Source organism: Thalassospira lucentensis, from assembly GCF_001613805.1.
Taxonomy (GTDB): Bacteria; Pseudomonadota; Alphaproteobacteria; order Rhodospirillales; family Thalassospiraceae; genus Thalassospira; species Thalassospira lucentensis_A.
In genome coordinates, this window is the sequence record NZ_LPVY01000002.1 from 324,071 (window position 1) to 341,956 (window position 17,886).

At 54.9% G+C, this 17,886-nt stretch carries 17 protein-coding genes; 1 reads left to right on the forward strand and 16 read right to left on the reverse strand.

Annotated features, from left to right (window positions below; translation table 11 throughout):
• Window positions 1–41: 41 nt before the first annotated feature.
• From AUP42_RS01920 to coxB, 15 genes are all read right to left on the reverse strand, one after another.
• The gene (locus AUP42_RS01920) at window positions 42–764 is read right to left on the reverse strand and encodes a copper homeostasis protein CutC (RefSeq protein WP_062948343.1); all 723 of its coding nucleotides are present in this window, start codon (window positions 762–764) and stop codon (window positions 42–44) included.
• Window positions 761–1,717 (reverse strand): ROK family protein, encoded by a 957-nt coding sequence (locus tag AUP42_RS01925; protein WP_062948345.1) that lies wholly within the window; start codon window positions 1,715–1,717, stop codon window positions 761–763. The genes AUP42_RS01920 and AUP42_RS01925 overlap by 4 nt, the downstream gene beginning before the upstream one ends.
• A 110-nt stretch (window positions 1,718–1,827) precedes the next feature.
• Window positions 1,828–4,035 carry an O-antigen ligase family protein gene (locus tag AUP42_RS01930; protein ID WP_062948347.1) on the reverse strand — a complete coding sequence of 736 codons (2,208 nt, stop codon included), beginning with the start codon at window positions 4,033–4,035 and terminating at the stop codon, window positions 1,828–1,830.
• Window positions 4,019–5,290: a M16 family metallopeptidase gene (locus AUP42_RS01935; RefSeq protein ID WP_062948349.1), complete on the reverse strand. Its 1,272-nt coding sequence runs from the start codon at window positions 5,288–5,290 to the stop codon at window positions 4,019–4,021. The genes AUP42_RS01930 and AUP42_RS01935 overlap by 17 nt, the downstream gene beginning before the upstream one ends.
• A 46-nt stretch (window positions 5,291–5,336) precedes the next feature.
• Window positions 5,337–6,734 (reverse strand): threonine synthase, encoded by a 1,398-nt coding sequence (gene thrC, locus AUP42_RS01940; RefSeq protein WP_062948351.1) that lies wholly within the window; start codon window positions 6,732–6,734, stop codon window positions 5,337–5,339.
• A 174-nt stretch (window positions 6,735–6,908) separates the two neighbouring features.
• The gene (locus AUP42_RS01945) at window positions 6,909–7,325 is read right to left on the reverse strand and encodes a Crp/Fnr family transcriptional regulator (protein ID WP_062948355.1); all 417 of its coding nucleotides are present in this window, start codon (window positions 7,323–7,325) and stop codon (window positions 6,909–6,911) included.
• 120 nt (window positions 7,326–7,445) lie between these two features.
• Window positions 7,446–8,933: a carboxypeptidase M32 gene (locus tag AUP42_RS01950; RefSeq protein ID WP_062948356.1), complete on the reverse strand. Its 1,488-nt coding sequence runs from the start codon at window positions 8,931–8,933 to the stop codon at window positions 7,446–7,448.
• 114 nt (window positions 8,934–9,047) lie between these two features.
• The gene (locus AUP42_RS01955) at window positions 9,048–9,770 is read right to left on the reverse strand and encodes an SURF1 family protein (RefSeq protein ID WP_062948357.1); all 723 of its coding nucleotides are present in this window, start codon (window positions 9,768–9,770) and stop codon (window positions 9,048–9,050) included.
• A 9-nt stretch (window positions 9,771–9,779) separates the two neighbouring features.
• Window positions 9,780–10,148 (reverse strand): DUF983 domain-containing protein, encoded by a 369-nt coding sequence (locus AUP42_RS01960; protein WP_062948359.1) that lies wholly within the window; start codon window positions 10,146–10,148, stop codon window positions 9,780–9,782.
• A 17-nt stretch (window positions 10,149–10,165) separates the two neighbouring features.
• On the reverse strand, window positions 10,166–10,966 hold the full coding sequence (locus AUP42_RS01965) for a cytochrome c oxidase subunit 3 (protein ID WP_062948361.1): 801 nt from the start codon (window positions 10,964–10,966) through the stop codon (window positions 10,166–10,168).
• Window positions 10,967–11,048: 82 nt separating this feature from the next.
• Window positions 11,049–11,639, reverse strand: a complete 591-nt coding sequence (locus tag AUP42_RS01970) for a cytochrome c oxidase assembly protein (RefSeq protein ID WP_062948363.1) — start codon at window positions 11,637–11,639, stop codon at window positions 11,049–11,051.
• A 7-nt stretch (window positions 11,640–11,646) separates the two neighbouring features.
• Window positions 11,647–11,784, reverse strand: a complete 138-nt coding sequence (locus AUP42_RS21330; RefSeq protein ID WP_156484554.1) for a hypothetical protein — start codon at window positions 11,782–11,784, stop codon at window positions 11,647–11,649.
• Window positions 11,781–12,707, reverse strand: a complete 927-nt coding sequence (gene cyoE, locus AUP42_RS01975) for a heme o synthase (protein WP_170954139.1) — start codon at window positions 12,705–12,707, stop codon at window positions 11,781–11,783. Before cyoE ends, AUP42_RS21330 begins: the two co-directional genes overlap by 4 nt.
• An 86-nt stretch (window positions 12,708–12,793) precedes the next feature.
• A complete protein-coding gene (ctaD, locus tag AUP42_RS01980; RefSeq protein ID WP_062948365.1) occupies window positions 12,794–14,380 on the reverse strand; it encodes a cytochrome c oxidase subunit I in 1,587 nt (528 codons plus the stop codon).
• A gap of 11 nt (window positions 14,381–14,391) precedes the next feature.
• The gene (gene coxB / locus AUP42_RS01985) at window positions 14,392–15,243 is read right to left on the reverse strand and encodes a cytochrome c oxidase subunit II (protein WP_062948368.1); all 852 of its coding nucleotides are present in this window, start codon (window positions 15,241–15,243) and stop codon (window positions 14,392–14,394) included.
• Between the two features lie 988 nt (window positions 15,244–16,231).
• On the opposite strand from coxB, the gene AUP42_RS01990 reads away from it, so the two are divergent.
• The gene (locus AUP42_RS01990; protein ID WP_062948370.1) at window positions 16,232–17,050 is read left to right on the forward strand and encodes a hypothetical protein; all 819 of its coding nucleotides are present in this window, start codon (window positions 16,232–16,234) and stop codon (window positions 17,048–17,050) included.
• 88 nt (window positions 17,051–17,138) lie between these two features.
• Here AUP42_RS01990 and AUP42_RS01995 read toward each other — a convergent pair whose 3' ends face one another.
• A complete protein-coding gene (locus AUP42_RS01995; RefSeq protein ID WP_062948372.1) occupies window positions 17,139–17,717 on the reverse strand; it encodes a YqgE/AlgH family protein in 579 nt (192 codons plus the stop codon).
• Window positions 17,718–17,886 lie beyond the last annotated feature (169 nt).

A 17,886-nucleotide genomic window follows, 5' to 3' on the forward strand; every position in this document is an offset into this window, starting at 1 on the left:
GCAATTTCAAGTGCTCGTGGACGAACTGGGTTTCGCCCCCATTACGACGCAGTGAATGACGCCATCAGCACCTTAAGCACCCGCACGATATCCCCATCGGTGGCGACCCGTCCGGCGGCGTAACCGTCCCCCGCCGGGATGGCTTTCTTGCACGATGCGTGCAGTTCCGTTGCCCCGGTTGTGCGCAGCAATTTGGCCGCATTTTCCGGCGTGATACCGCATCCGGGCAGAATCGTGATCCGCCCGTCTGCCTGTGTGATCAGGCGTACAATCATGTCCGCTCCCTGTTCGGCGGTTGGCTGCTGGCCCGATGTCAGGATACGGTCAAAGCCAAGGTCGATGGCACCTTCAAGCGCGTCAAACGGATCGGGCACCGCGTCAAACACCCGATGCAATGTCGCGCCAAGCCCGCCCGCCACGGACAGAAGATCGGCCAGCATGTCGCGATCAAGCCGCCCGTCCGGCGTTGCCGCGCCAATCACGATCCCCTCTGCCCCGTGGTCGCGGGCAAGGGCGATGTCGCGTTTCATGATCGCCACGTCAGACGCGCCATAGATGAAATCGCCGGGCCGTGGCCGGATCATCACCCGGCAGGGCACGGGAATATCGCGCAAAGAGGCCATCGCCCCGGCACTTGGCGTCACCCCGCCGACCGCAAGGGCCGAACAATATTCAATGCGATCCGCCCCGGCGCGCGCGGCCACCATCGCATCGTCAAAACTTTCAACACAGATTTCCAGAAGCGGCTTTTTTGCGGTTGTCATACACCCGCCCCGCCAGCCAGAAGATGCAGCATCGCCGCCCCGCGAAGCCCGCCATCGCGGCTATAATGGCCCGGCACCACCAAGGGCGCGTCATAGCGGCCGAGAACCCGTGCCCGCACCGCGTCGTCGATCATCGCGATCAGGCGGCTTTCAGAAGCCAGCCCGCCGCCGACCGGCACGCAATCGGGGTCAAGCACATTGACCATCAATGCAAGCTCCCCCGCGATCAGATCGACAAAAATCTCCACCGCGCGGCTTGCCATCGCATCCCCGCCCTGCCAGCCATCGGTGATCTCGTAACTTGGCCGTTCCTGCCCGGCGCCAAGTCCAGCACCAAGCCCGGTACCAAGCCCTGCAATCTGCCCGTAAATCCGTTCAAGCCCGCGCGCCCCGCCCCAGGCATCAAGGCACCCGTTCCGGCCACAGCCGCACACAACACCCGCAAGCCCATGGCGGATCAGCGCACCGGAAACATCATTGCCATGGCCCCATTCGCCGCGAATGCCGCTGCGACCGCCAATGAACTGCCCGTCAACAACAATGCCGCCGCCCACCCCGGTACCAAGGATGATGGCAAAAACCGTTCGCGCGCCCTTGGCCGCCCCGCCGCGTGCCTCGGCAAGCGCAAAGCAATCGGCATCATTGGCGACCCGCACATCACGATTGAGGATTTTCGAAAGCTCCGGGCCAAACGGCCATCCCTTGATCGCCGGGATATTGGCCGAAATCACCGCCCCGGTCTTGGGGTCAAGCCCCCCGGCAAAGCTGATGCCGATATCGGCATCCTCGCCAAATTCGCGGTCGGCATCGACAATCAGCCCGGCAATCGCCGCGACAAAGGCATCGCGATCCTGCGCGGGTGTCGGCACCTTGATCTGGGAAAGAATGTCGCCACTGGCGTCAAACGCCCCGAATTCGATTTTCGATCCGCCGATATCAAATGCGTAATGCACCGAAACCTCTATTGTCAGGGATCAAAACGATCATATCGCTGTGTAAGGCAACCGGACATTCGCAACAATCTTTGCGGAACTTGTGGCCAAGCTTGATCAAGATAATCTGGTCATGACCTCGGGATAGAGTGTTTTTCTATAGCTTCCTTGGGTAAAGCATTGGTCAGAAGGACTCCCAAAAGAAGCCACAGTATCCTTTGGTACATTATTTCATGAGCCAGACCAATAATGGATGCGCCAAAGAGAGTGGCCAACAAAGCATACATCCTGTCATTTTTGCACCAGGTAAGGTTAACCAGGTTCTTAACAGCATACATACCGATTGGGCCGAAAATAATAATGAAGCCCAGAAGGCCAAACTCAGCCAAAACCCATAGGAAAGAATTGTGTATGACCAAAGGCATACCGGCATTCGTTTGCTGATAATAAAACCCGCCCAACCCTGCTCCCCAAATCGGAGAATTCAGAAACAGCTTCCACCCCTCACGCAGACTGGTCATTCTGTCGTCCTGCACTGCGGCAAACCCGCTGCCAATCAGATCTTGCGCAACATGAGGAACAACCGCTCCATCATAGAAGAAATATATTATCTCCCGGGAGACGCTTAAAATCCCGACCAAGATAAACGCAAGAACGAATGTCGGGATCATTTTTCTCCAATAAGAAAAACTCAAAAAGGAAACGACAACAACCATTGCCACAAAAGCTGCTCTTGATCCGGTGTAATAAATACCCACCAAAAAAATTGCCGCTGGGACATATGAAATAAACTTCTGCCCCCAAGATTTGCCGACTTCTGAAAAAATAAACACGATCGGGAAGCAGCAAACCAGGAAAAATGCATATGCGTTGGGATTCCCGAACAATCCAAACCACCGGCGGAATGCCCATCCCAATACGTATATGCTTTCATGCTGCAAGAATATTCGTGCGAAATACTCACAAAGCAGCATGATCAACACTGAAATAGCAAGTAATCTTGCAATATAAATTATGCCATCCTGCCCCCAGAAAGACGACAAAGCCATTCCGGAAACGAAGTAAAGCCCTAAAAGACCAGCTCCGATAAATCTATTGTAAAAAGCCCAACTTAAAAATCCATGCTGAAAATAACCAATCAGAAATCCCGAACATATTACAAATATTATTCCAATCAGCGCGTGACCACAGAAATCCCCCTCCCAGGATCTCGACCACATTTTTCGTTGTGAAAAGACAAATATAAATGTCATTCCGCAAACAATAACAACTGGATCTGCAAGATTTACTGTAAGTTTACCAACGCCGACAGGGACTGGCAGCTGAACCATCACCAAGACAAAAATAAATACCGGCAAAACCCAAGCCAGAGCTGAGATAAAAACTCTGGAGTCTTTGCGCCCAGTTTCAGAAACTGGTATTTTGGAATTCTTTTTTGAACTTAGGAATAATTCCCCCACCCAGACCCCGCAGGCATTAACACCAAGTGCAACAATGGTGAGAAGCCCGACACCGACACCAACAGCAACACCAAGCTCAGGGGGCAAAGACGCCGCATTAAATGCAAATCCTGCGGTAACCTCCCTTATCCCCCATCCCCCGAAACTTATTGGCACAGATGCTCCCAGCATCGTCAGAAGAGCAGCTAGAACAGCAAAGACCGATAGGCCATCAACACCGACAACACCAATAATCAGGCACAGGTAGCTGGCAAGCATGAACAGATGCATCAGGATCGTGATCAACAGCATCCAGAAAAGGCCTCCTCCAACAGGTTTGGAGAAAACCTGCGAAACCCCTTCCAGTTGCCGATCAGAAAGCGAAAAGAAGAAATAGCAACCTAAAGAAACAACAACAAAAAATACCACGAAGAAAATCATTGCAGCAGGTGATTTATCAAAACTCATCCCGCCAAAACACAATAGAGAAAAAGATATTGCAGCAACCAAAAGAACAGAAACGGAGACAGCCCGCTCAACAGCGGTTAAAAAAAATGCGGACTCTTTACCTAAAGATCCGCCGATCAAATAAGATCTAGATAAACTTTGCCCAAAAAAATTAAAGAACACAAATCCGGAAATCAAAGAATAAATATTAATTCGATTCGAATCTTCAATCCGAAGATCCACACCAAAAATATATAGAGAAACCTTAAATCTTATAGAACTTAGGAGCTGATTCCCCACAATAAAAAAAAGAGAAATAAATAAAAAATAGTAATTCAGATCGGAAAAAAAATCGAGAGCATTATTAAAGTCATAAAAGTAAGCCAACACAAACAATGAGGCTAAAACTGAAAATGACTTAATAGCAAGAAGAACATTACTCCTTGATAGCATCAAGACCACCGAACAAATGAGTGTTAAATTTAATCTCTTCTTTAACCGGCCCAAGGGCCGTCACCGTCGGCGTACCGCCCAGAAGCGATTTGCCCGCCGCACGCACCCGTTCAAGGTCAACCGCGTCAACCTTGGCAACGATTTCCTCGATGGTTTGCGGACCACCGAAAATCTGGATCTGGCGCGCAAGCGTTTCGCAGCGGCCGGAATTGCTTTCCATGCCCATCACGACGGATGCCTTAAGCTGTGCTCGCGCCCGGTTCACTTCTTCCTCGGTCAAATCGACCGTGGCGCGCACCAGCTCGTCGCACATCACCGGCATCAATTCGCCAATGTCATTCGGCCCGGTGCCGGCATAAATCGAAAACAGCCCGCCATCGACATAGTGTGACGAGAAGCTATAGACCGAATAAACCAATCCGCGCTTTTCACGGATTTCCTGGAACAGCCGCGAAGACATGCCGCCACCCAGCAACGTGTTGAACACCTGCAGATCATAGAAACTGTCATCGGTATAAGACACCGTCGGCAGACCGAAAATCACATGCACCTGTTCAAGGTCGCGCTGCTCGATCCGGTTGCCGCCTTCATAGCGAAGGGCTTCCATTTCATGGTCTTCATGCGTCGGAAGGTTATCGAATTTCGACGACACCAGATCGACAATCTGCTGATGATCAACCTTGCCCGATGCCGAAAACACCATGCGTTTCGGGCTGTAACGGCGTGACATGAAATCAAACAGATCATCACGTGACAGCGACGATACATTTTCCGGACTGCCAAGGATCGACCGGCCAAGCGCCTGATCGGGCAGGGCCGTTTCCTGGAAATAGTCGAAAATGATGTCATCGGGCGTGTCATTGGCCTGCCCGATTTCCTGCAAAATCACCTGACGTTCGCGTTCAAGTTCCTTCGCATCAAGGGTCGAGTTCTGCAAAATGTCGGCAATCACATCAATCGCCAGTTCCTGATCTTCATGCAGGACCTTGCAGTAATAGGCCGTATTCTCGCGCGAGGTATAGGCATTCATCTGCCCGCCGACATTCTCGATTTCCTCGGAAATCTGAAGCGCGCTGCGCCGCCGCGTACCTTTGAACGCCATATGTTCAAGCATATGGGAAATGCCGTTGATTTCAGGCGTCTCGTTACGCGCACCCACATCAACCCACGCACCAAGTGCCACGGATTGCACATGCTCAAGGCGGTCGGTCGCAACGATCATCCCGTTGTCAAGCCGGGTAAGCTCGACTGTCATATGGTTATACTCCTGTGTTTCACATCATGTCCGAAATCGCACGTCATCAGGCCGCACGTCGCTTTGCGCGAACATGCGCCATCAGGGCGCTGACATCATTGGACATGGTTTCGGCCTTCTCTGGCCGGTCATATAGGTCAGACAGCCGTGCCGGCAAGTCCGGATAAATCCCCGATGCCTGTTTGACCGCATCCGGGAACTTCGCCGGGTGTGCGGTCGCCAACGCCACCATCGGAACCGATTTGTCACGATTGCAGTGACGCCCGGCGACGATGCCGATCACCGAATGCGGATCGACAAGCTCGCCACTGGTCGCCAGCACATCCCTGATCGCCGCCCGGGTTTCATCGTCGCTCAGCCGATAACCGTCGAAATGTTCCTGTGCACGGGCAAACTGCCCCTGCGACATTTCCATGACCCCGGTTTCGCGGAACTTGGTCAGCATCCCGGCAATCGCAAGGCCATCACGATCATAAAGGTCAAACATCAACCGTTCGAAGTTCGAACTGACCTGAATATCCATCGACGGGCTGATGGACGGCTCGACACCTTCCATCTTCATAACCCCGCTTTCGAAAAAGCGGGCGAGAATGTCGTTGCGGTTGGCCCCGACCACAAACTGCTTGATCGGAAGCCCCATCTGCATCGCGGCATATCCGGCATAGACATTGCCGAAATTGCCCGACGGCACCGAAAACGACATTTCGCGTTCCGGCGAGCCAAGCTGCACGCCCGCCCAGAAATAATAGGCGATCTGGCACATGATGCGCGCCCAGTTGATCGAATTGACCGCCGAAAGCCCGACCTCGTCGCGGAACGCATGATCATTGAACAATGCCTTCACCAGGTCCTGGCAATCATCAAACGATCCCTCGACCGCGATGTTATGCACATTGTCCGACAGGATGGTCGTCATCTGGCGACGCTGGACTTCGGAAACGCGGCCTTTGGGATGCAGGATGAAAATATCGATGTTTTCCCGATCCCGGCAGGCTTCAATCGCGGCTGACCCGGTATCACCCGATGTCGCACCGACAATCGTGATGCGTTCGCCGCGCTTGGCCAGAACATGGTCAAACAGGCGCCCAACCACCTGCAACGCATAATCCTTGAACGCCAGCGTCGGACCATGGAAAAGCTCCATCACCCAGTCATTGGCACCAAGCTGCTTAAGCGGTGCGACGGCTTCGTGATCAAACCCGGCATAGGTTTCTTCAAGGATGGTCTTAAGCGCATCATCATCGACCGAACCGGTCGTAAAGGGCTGGATCACCTTATAGGCAACTTCGGCATATGTCAGGGTTCGCAGCGCACGGATGTCATCCGCAGTGAAGGTCGGCCAGCTTTCGGGCACATACAATCCACCATCACGGGCCAGACCGGCCAAAAGGACATCATCAAACTGCAAAACGGGCGCGGTTCCCCGCGTGCTGACATAACGCAACGACCTGTGCTCCTGAACTGGGCTTTCACAACATTCAGGCGACTTTGTCCCTAACGGACAAAGACACTCCAAACCGAAAGTTAGTGAGGGGAACAGCCGCCATAGTCAAGGGTCAATCAGGCAGATCAGGCGTGCTTTGCGCAATATCGCGTAACCGGCTGGAATGACAGCCTGTCAATCAAGCGTGATCCCGTGTTCCTTGAGCTTGGCCTCGGCCACGGCGGCACGGCGCACCACGGTGCGATAGTTATTCAAAAGAATCCGCAGGACCGCCTTGATGAAGCGGTCGGACGCCGCCATTTTTTTCTCGAACATCTGGCGATTGATCGCAATCAGCACCGTCCGTTCGCAGGCGCGCGCCGATGCCATGCGCGGCTCGTTATCGACAAGCGCCAACTCGCCAAACAGGCCCCCGGCTTCTATCCTGCCCAGAATGACTTCTTCGTCGCCATTCATGGTCTTATAGATTTCAACCCGGCCTTCCTGCACGACAAAGGCCGCACTTCCCGGTTTTCCTTCCCGAAAAATGACCTGACCGGCGGCATAAACATGCCGGTCCATGACTTTCTTGTTGCCGTCGGTTATTCCCATGACGCTTCCGGGAAAATGGACATTAAATCAAAATATCCTGATGTGGGGCCTGATGCCTGCCGTCACCTGTGCCGGAAGGATGATTGATGCTAGCAGATAAGTACCGCCAATCAATCAGTTTCACCCGCCATACCTGTTTTCCATATGGGCCTTGAAGGCCGCCACGCCAAGCGGTTGACCGGTTGCCTCAATCAGAATCTCGTCGGTTGATTTGCTCGATGCCTTGCCATGGATATTTTCGCCAAGCCACCCCATCAAGGGGCTGAAATCACCACGCGACAGTGCCGCAGGGATTTCCGGCCGGGCCTTTTTCGCCGCGGCAAAAATCTGGGCGGCGGCCATCGCACCCAGCGTATAGGTCGGGAAATATCCCCACGCACCTGATGGCCAATGGATATCCTGCATGCAGCCATCCTTGTCATCGGGCGGCGTAATGCCCAGCAACTTGCCCATCATCTCGTTCCAGGCACCCGGCAGATCGGCAAGCTTCATGTCGCCTTCGATCAGGGCGCGCTCCAACCGATACCGCAGGATCACATGCGCCGGATATGTCACCTCGTCCGCATCCACACGGATCAGGCCCGGCTCGACACGGGTATAAAGCCGATGCAGGTTGCTGGCCGTCCACGCCCCGTCATCGCCCCCGAATGCCGCCTTGAAGACCGGCCCGGCATAGGTCAGGAATTCTTCCGACCGGCTGGCCTGCATTTCCACCAGAAGCGACTGGCTTTCATGCATGGTCATGCCGCGTGCCTTGCCGACCGGCTGATTGCGCCACGCGCCGGGTAATCCGCGTTCATACATCGCATGGCCGGTTTCATGCAGAACCCCCATGATCGCCGATGTGAAATCATTTTCGTCATAGCGCGTCGTGATGCGCACATCATCGGGAATGCCGCCACAGAACGGATGATGCGAAATATCCAGACGGCCATGCTCGAAATCAAAACCGACCGCCTTCATCAGATCAAGGCCGACCTTGTTCTGAACCGGTATCGGGAACGGCCCGGTCGGACTGATCGGCGCTTCCTCGGATTTCTGGCGTTCGATCACCTGGGCGGTAAAGGACGGCAGGAACGCTTCAAGTTCGGCAAACAGGCTATCGATCCGATCTGACCGCATCATCGGATCATACTGATCCAGCAACGCATCATAAACCGACGTGCCCAGCGCCTCGGCCTTGGCCTTGCCTGCCTCGATCGACAGGTCCAGAACGGTCTGAAGTTTCGGCAAAAGCCCGGCAAAATCATTATCCGCCCGCGCACCGCGCCACGCGACCTCGCACGACGTCGCCGCCAGTGACATTTTCTCCACCAGATCGGACGGCACCGCCGTGCCATGCACCCAGTTGCGTTTCATTTCCGCCAGATTGGCCTTCTGCCACGCATCAAGGTTTTCACCCCCGGCCACCTCGATCAGATCGCCCATATCGGGTGCATTGATCAGTTCGTTTGCCATGACATCAAGGGTCGCCAGTTGCTCGGACCGGGCATTGGCCCCGCCATTGGGCATCATCGCCGCCATATCCCAATGCAGCATGCCGCCGATATCGGACAGAACATTGATCCGGCGAAAACGGGCTTCAAGCGATTTATAGGCGTCAGTCATGGGAACTCCTGTTCGGCGGAACCGGAAAAATCTGGCAAACCGGGCAAACGAAACGCCGCAACCGGTATCGGGCAGCGTTGCGCAAAGAGCGGCTGGAAATATCGTCAGAAGGGATCAGCTTTCGGCGTCATCTTTCTGCGGGCGGCGGTGATAAAGAATAAAGATCACAATCAGCGAAAGCGCAAGGCTGTACCATGTGATCGCATATTCAAGGTGATTGTTCGGAAGATCAATCTTGGCCTGACCACCTATCGGCAACCCGCCAGGGATTTCCGTTTCATCAAGCTCAAGATAATACCGACTGGCAAGATCGGCCCCGCTATCCTCGGCCATCGCATCGACATCGACAAAGAACCACTGGTTTTCCAGCGGTTCGTTTTCCGGCTGGACCCAGTGGCGGGTCTGCGGCAGGCGCAGCACGCCGGTTACCCGGACATTGCCCTCAATCAGGCTGTCGGGCCGTGTCGAAGGATCGCGAAAATCCTGCGGCACCCAGCCGCGATTGACCAGAATGATCCGGCCATCTTCCTGTTCAAGCGGCGTGATCAGATGAAACCCGATATTGCCCCGCCGGGTCCGCGCCATCAGATACATTTCCTGATCGTTCAGGAAATGGCCTTCGGCATAGGCGGCCCGGAATGCCATCGCCGGGTCGGGCGCAACATCTGTCGGCACGGCAATAGGCGGCTGGGTCGCCTGCGCCTGGCGTTCCGCGATCAGGTTCTGTTTCCAGAACAGGCGATCCACCTGCCAGGACCCAAGTCCCAGAAGGATCACAAGGGCAAGACCGGCACAGATTTTGATCGCGGGGCTTGGGCGTGTCGTCAGAAGCGGCATCTATTCAATTCAATCCTGTTCGGAAGTCGACCGGTGGCGATATTGCAGCGCCACCATGAGGCCTTTTAACGGTCGCAGCAAGGCCAGTGTTACCCCGATGATGGTCGGGAACCATAACACCGCATGCAGCCACAAAGGCGGCATATAGGTCATCTCGACCCAGAGCGCCATCGGCACCACGATAAAACCGAGAATGAAGATGATAAAAACGGCCGGGCCATCACCGGCATCATGACCGCGAAGATCAAGACCGCATTGCGAACAGCTTTCGCGAACATTCAGAAAGCCCGAAAACAGCTTTCCCCCGCCACAGCGGGGGCATTTGCATGCCAGCCCGGTGCGGATGGGGGAAAGTGCTGGATAGTAATCCATGGTCATTGGCTGACCGGTATCCTTTATTCGCCGCCCCAGATGTAAACGGCAAAGAACAGGAACAGCCAGACAACGTCAACGAAATGCCAGTACCATGCGGCGGCTTCCAGACCGAAATGATGGTCGGGTTTAAAGCCATCCTTGATCGCCCGCACAAGGCAGACCGCAAGGAACACGGTGCCGACAAACACGTGGAAACCGTGGAAACCGGTCGCCATGTAGAAGGTCGACGAATAAATGCCATCGGCAAAGCCGAATGCGGCATGGCTGTATTCATAAGCCTGCAGGCCCAGGAAGATGACGCCAAGGGCAACCGTAATCGCCAGCCCCTGCACCATGTCCTTTTTCTTGCCTTCAAGGCAGCCATGATGCGCCCAGGTCAGGGTGCAGCCCGACAGAAGCAGGATCAGGGTGTTGAGGAACGGCAAATCCCACGGATCAAGAACTTCGACACCTGCGGGCGGCCATTCGGTCACACCGGGGCTGAAAATAATGAACGCGTTGTGGAAGAACGCCCAGAAGAAGGCGACAAAGAACATCACCTCGGACGCGATAAACAGCGACATGCCGTACCGCAAGCCGATCTGCACAACCTTGTTATGGTAGATGGTGGACTCGCTGATCACGTTGCTCCACCAGCGGAACATCACGAACAGGATGCCCGCCAGTCCAAGTCCGGCCAGCCAGAAATCTGTCGGCGCACGATCCGAATGCATGAACATGACCATGCCACCGGTAAACAGTCCCGCAGACAACGCGGCCACCAACGGCCACGGGCTCGGGTCTACCAGATGGAACGGATGTTTCTGAGCGTGATCACTCATTCCTCGCCCCCCTCAATCCTCACAAATGAAACCTTCAAAGCTCTCTTCATTGGAAACGCGGAACCTGCCAACCGGTCAGGCCCTAGCCTCCTTTTCCTTTATCCCCGCCCGGACCTTCAACCGATGCCTCGGTCTTATAGAAAGTATAGGACAGGGTAATGGTCTTCACGTCTCTGGTATTCGGGTCTTCTGCAATCGCCGGATCGACATAGAAACTGACCGGCATATCCACGCGCTGACCGGGTTCAAGCGTCTGCTCGTCAAAACAGAAACAGGCGATCTTGCTGAAATACTGCCCGGCCTTAAGCGGCGTTACATTGTAAAGCGCCTGGCCGGTCACCGGTTTGACCGACATGTTTTCGGCCATGTAATAGGCAAGGTTGTCCTCGCCCAGCTTCACGGTGATTTCACGCTGTTCGGGTTTGAACTGCCACGGCAGGCGGGAATTCACATCGGCATTGAACCGGATTTTGATCGTCTTTTCCGAAACATCGCGCGGCGCATCGGTGGCAACCTGTGTGGTGCCGCCATATCCCGTCACCTGACAGAACAGCGCATAAAGCGGGACCGAGGCATAGGACAGACCAATCATGCCGCCAACAATGGCAACACAACTCAGCAATACGCGCTTGTTCCGCGCCTTTGTTTTGTCCGCATGCTTCTGATCAGCCATATATGCCCTAGCTCATCTTAAGAATGGTGATGGCGAAAAACAGGACCGCCAGCCCGCCAAGAATGGCAAGAAACGCCCAGTTCTTCTTGCGCCGCTTGGCGTAAAACGCATCCAGCTCGGCTTTGCCCATTTTCGGTTCGGTCATGCCAGATATCCTTTGATCCAGACATCGGCGACCATCGCACCAAACAGGACGAACAGATAAAGGATCGAATATCCGAACATCTTGTGCGGTGCCTTTTCCTCGGCATTGCGCAGCACACGAACCGCATGGCGCAGGAACCACAAACCGGTCAGAACCGCCGTCACACCGTAAAACACGCCCAGCAACCCGGTCGCAACCGGCACAAGCGTGATCGGCAGCAGCAGGATCGTATAGATCAGCATCTGCTTCTTGGTCGCGGCCTCACCGGCAACGACCGGCATCATCGGAACGCCGACCTTGGCATAATCGCCACAGCGAAACAGTGCCAGCGCCCAGAAATGCGGCGGCGTCCACATGAAGATAATCAGAAACAGCGCAATCGAATTGATATCGATCCCGCCGGTCACCGACGCCCAGCCGATCATCGGGGGGAATGCCCCGGCGGCACCGCCAATGACGATATTCTGCGGCGTGCTGCGTTTCAGCCACATGGTGTAAACGAACACGTAAAACGCAATCGACACCGCCAGAAGGGCGGCGGCGGCAAAATTGATCGCAACCGCCATGACGGTCACGGAAAGGATGGATAACGCAATCCCCAGCGAAAGCGCCTCGTCGGCGGGCACGCGGCCGGCCGGGATCGGGCGGTTCTGGGTGCGTTTCATGTGGATGTCGATATCGCGGTCATACCACATGTTGATCGATGCCGCCGCACCGCTGGCAACGGCAATGCAGGCAATCGCAACCAGCGCCAGAAACGGATGAAGCGTTCCCGGTGCAATCAATAGACCCACGGCACCGGTGAACACCACAAGGGTCATCACACCGGGTTTCAGCAACGCAATATAGTCGCGCACTTCCGATACCGGTAATGCGGCGATGTTATCGATTGCAAGGGTCTGCTGGGCGGCCTGCTTGGTCATGTAATTCTGGTCTTCTTTTCTCGGGGCGGTCGTATGTTCCCCGCCGGGACCGGCTGGTCACGGCGGGGAACGCAAGATCGGATCAATTACTTGATGCGCGGCAGTTCGTCAAAGGTATGGAACGGCGGCGGCGAGCTGACGGTCCATTCCAGTGTATCCGCACCTTCGCCATATGGGTTGGCTTCGGCCTTTTTGCCACGGATGAAGGCATGCGCCACCAGCCCGACAAAGAAGATCGTCGCCGCGAACGAAAGATACGCGCCATAGGATGAAACCAGGTTCCAGCCCGCAAACGCATCCGGGTAATCGGCATAACGACGCGGCATGCCGGCCAGCCCCAGGAAGTGCTGCGGGAAGAAGGTCAGGTTCACACCGATAAAGAACAGCCAGAAGTGGATTTTACCGCCGAGATCGGAAATCTCGTAACCCGACATCTTGCTGAACCAGTAATAGAAGCCCGCAAAGATCGAGAACACGGCCCCCAGCGACAGCACATAGTGGAAATGCGCCACCACGAAATAGGTATCGTGCAGCGGCAGATCCATGCCGGAATTCGCAAGGATAACCCCCGTCACACCGCCAACGGTGAACAGGAAGATAAAGCCGATCGCCCACAGCATCGGTGCGCGAAGCTCGATCGAGCCGCCCCACATGGTCGCGATCCACGAAAAGATCTTAACCCCGGTCGGCACCGCAATCACCATCGTTGCCGCGGTGAAATAGGCACGCGTATCAACATCAAGGCCGACGGTATACATGTGGTGCGCCCACACGATGAAACCGACAACACCGATTGCGACCATGGCATAAGCCATCCCGAGATAGCCAAAGATCGGCTTGCGCGAGAAGGTCGAAATGATGTGGCTGATGATGCCAAAGCCCGGCAGGATCATGATGTAAACTTCCGGATGCCCGAAGAACCAGAACAGGTGCTGGTACAGGATCGGGTCACCGCCACCGGCCGGATTGAAGAAATCCGTGCCAAAGTTGCGGTCGGTCAGAAGCATCGTGATCGCGCCACCAAGAACCGGCACCGCCAGAAGCAGAAGGAATGCCGTCACCAGCATCGCCCATGCAAACAGCGGCATCTTGTGAAGCGTCATGCCCGGTGCGCGCATGTTGAAAATGGTGGTGATGAAGTTCACCGCCCCAAGGATCGAGCTCGCACCGGCAAGGTGCAGGGCAAAGATCGCCATATCAACAGATGCGTCCGGGTGGCCCAGCACGCCCGATAGCGGCGGGTAAACCGTCCAGCCGGTCCCGGCACCGCTGCCGACAACGGCAGACAGCATCAGAAGCACGAAGGCCGGAACGATCAGCCAGAACGAAATATTGTTCAGACGCGGGAACGCCATGTCCGGCGCCCCGATCATGATCGGAACGAACCAGTTGCCAAAACCGCCAATCATGGCGGGCATGACAACAAAGAACACCATGATCATGCCATGTGCGGTGACCAGAACGTTAAAGAACTGGTGGTCTTCGATGATCTGGGTGCCCGGATGGGCCAGTTCCATACGGAACCAGACCGAGAACGCCCCGCCGATCAGACCGGCAACCAGCGAGAATGCAAGATAAAGCGTGCCGATATCCTTGTGGTTGGTCGAAAGGAACCAACGGGTAAAGAAACCGGGCATGTGATCATCATGCGAATGTGTGTCAGCGTGAGCCATAAATCTCTCCCTCACTCTGCCGAGGCCACGGAAACCGCCGACGGCAGGTCAACCGACGCGAATTTCTCCTGGGCCTCTGCGACCCATGCCTCGTATTCTTCCATGGTCACGGCTTTCACCGCGATCGGCATGTAGGCGTGGTTCACGCCACAAAGTTCCGAACACTGGCCATAGAAGGTGGTGCCTGCATATTCGCCCGGAATGCGGGTCCAGGTTTCGTTCAGGCGGCCCGGCACGGCATCCAGCTTGATGAACAGCGACGGCATGGCCCAGTTATGGATCACATCGTCCGATGTCATGATCAGGCGGATATTGGTGTCAACCGGCAGAACAACGGGGTTGTCCACATCCAGAAGGCGGATCTTGCCTTCTGCAACGGCGGTTTCCTCGTCGATCATAAGGGAATCGAACGTGAAATTGCCATTGTCGGGATATTCATACGTCCAGTACCACTGCTTGCCGATGATCTTGAGCGTCATATCGGCATCTTCGACGTGATCTGCATAATACAGCAGACGGAACGACGGGATCGCAATGATCAGAAGGATCAGTACCGGCGCCACGGTCCATACGATTTCAAGAAGCGTATGGTGGGTGGTCTTGGACGGGACGGGATTGCGTTTCCGGCTAAAGCGGAAAAGAACATAAAGCAACAACAGCAGGACGATCACCGTAACGGCGGTCATCAGCCATGTCAGAAGAATAAAGAAATCATGGCCCTGTACAGCCACCGGCGAAACCGGGTGCTGAAGACCCAGTTGCCATGGCTCAGGCTGACCAACCGCGGCAAGCGCGGCACTATCCAGTCCGGTCAGAACTGCCAATCCCAGCAAAAGAATGGGAAACAGCATCTTGATCGACATGCGAATCTGCCCCCTCGCATTACATCTCAAGGCAATTTGTCCAAAGGAAAGCCACATCGTGACCATCGACATTTACGAACATAACGGGTTGTTCGTTCATCGAAAAGGCATGCCGTGATGACTCAACCATAAATCGGCACGCCATCAGGATCACAACACAACATCAGACAAACCTGATTTTTAAACCCGCATGCACTGCGGCACAACGGTATGGCAGGCAAATAGCCTATCTTCACTACCTGTTCCAGAAAAAACCTCGCTGCGTTGCACAAAAATATTACTTGTCCTTTCAGGAATTTAGCGCACTGGTTCAATTTTTTTCTAAATCCAGAGCCCTACCCCTGCGATAGAAATCCTGCCATTCCTTATCGCGTCGGGCCATCATAGCCCCGATTGCTGCCACGCAACAGACAGCAGGAAATTATCCTTTAGACGATACAAACCGCAGGTAAAATAATCATTTAGGTACGGATTTATCGGCATCCCCCGAACGACGCGACTTTGATCCCGAAACCGGCCCCAGTTCTGGCAAGTTATCCACAGGCAAAGCCATCGCAATCAATCATTTACCGCAACACCGAGTCGTAAAACCCAACTACCCCGATCCGGCCCCACTGTGCCTCCGGCCTGCCCCCGATCTGCCCCCGGCCTACCGGTTTCGATCATCGGGAACCGGATCGCGCATGAAGTTTTTCGAATGCACCGCACAAAGGTTGATAATCGCCGCGATCTCTGTGATTGTTGGCACAAGGAACCTGCCGGATCACTTGCGCGCCGGGCTTCCGCTTTCGGGACACGAAACCTACATAAAAACGCGCATATGCCTTTAATTGCGGGATTTTTTCCCAATATCAGGAGAATGGTATCAGCAACCTGACCGGTTGGCTGGAACTGTTCTATTCGAAAGTATTATTTTTCCTGTCCTTCCGATAATTCTCGATTATCATCCGGGCAGGATTACCGTGACGTTTCAGATCGAGGTTCGCTCATGTCCCGCCAAGGAAGCAAAAAGCTTTTCACCGCAGAGCTCCGGCTGCTCAACAAGCTGGAAAGTATGAGTGATATCGTATCCATGCCGTTACCGGCACCGGCCGCTGATGGCGGTGCCACCGGTGGTGCGGATATGTCCTCACTCCATAATGCGATCGAGGATCTGAAGGTGGAACTTCTGTCCGACATCCGCATCATGATGGAAGAACAGAAAAAGCTGAATGCGCGCGCCGATGACGAAGATCAGGACGATGCGCGCAACGAGCTTCGCATGCTCAAGACCGAAATCCGCGCACTCGCCAATTCCATTCAGGAAACCAAGCGCGAAATCGCCGCCCTCTATACCGCACCGGATGATAGCAGCGGCACGCGGCTTAACATCGTCAAGGGCGAGCTTGATTCCGTCGTCGCCGCGACGGAGGACGCCACCGCCAACATCCTTGAAACCGTCGAAAAAATCGATGCCGTCGCCCATAATATCCGCTCCGCCGCCCCGGATGACTACACGCAGGGGCTGGCCGACGATATCGTTGATCTGGTGGTCAAGGTGTTTGAATCCTGCAACTTCCAGGATCTGACCGGGCAGCGCATCACCAAAGTCGTCAACACCATGAAATATATCGAGGAACGCGTGACCCGCGTGATCGAAATCTGGGGCGAGGATGACTTTGGCGAGTTCGATCTGCCCGCCGATCCCAAAGGTCAGGACAATCTCGACAAAACCGTCACCCGTGCACCACAGAATGTCGAGCGCGTCAGCCAGGACGAAATCGATCAGATTTTCTCGCAGGAAGAAATCGACGCCCTGTTCGACTGATCCGTTTATTGGCCTGAAACGTCACCAAAACAACAAAGCCTGCCGGAAACGGCAGGCTTTTTCATGTGCGGAGTTTGGTCCCGTGATCTTACGCGTGGCCCGCCTCGCCCGAAAGAAGTTCGGGGGCAAAGCCCAGTTTGGCAAAGGCCCGTTCCCATTTGTCTTCGCAATCGGTGTCAAACAGAAGGTCGGCATCCGCATCAACATGCAGCCAGCCATTGGCAAGGATTTCACTTTCAAGCTGCCCGCTGCGCCATCCGGCATAGCCAAGCGCCAGAATGCTGCTTTTCGGCCCTTCGCCCAGCGCAATCTGTTCAAGGATATCGACCGTCGCCGTCACCGACACACCGGGATCGACATGCAGGGTCGCCTCGTTTTCAAAATCGGTACTGTGCAGAACAAACCCGCGCCCGCTTTCAACCGGGCCACCGAAATGCACCTGAATATCGGCAATCGTCGGTGCCGGGCGCGCAATGCCAAGCTGTTCAAGCAGTTCGGGAAACGTGATGCTGTCGATCAGCCGGTTGACCACCAGCCCCATCGCCCCATCCTCGTTATGGGCACAGATATAGACCACGCTTTGCGAAAAGCGGGGGTCACGCATGCCCGGCATCGCCACAAGCAGCTTCCCTTCCAGATATTCGCCAGTGTGTTCTTTAATTCCCATTCCCGAACTTTTCCTGTTTTGCTCATACAAACCTAACGCGATCCGTCGCCCATTACCACCGAAAGCCACCTTTGCCTGAAAACAGTCCAAAAATGACATTGATCAAAGCCGAAACGCGCCACTGCTTTACATGTAGGTAGCCAGACAGGCAATCGACAGCAATCGCCTG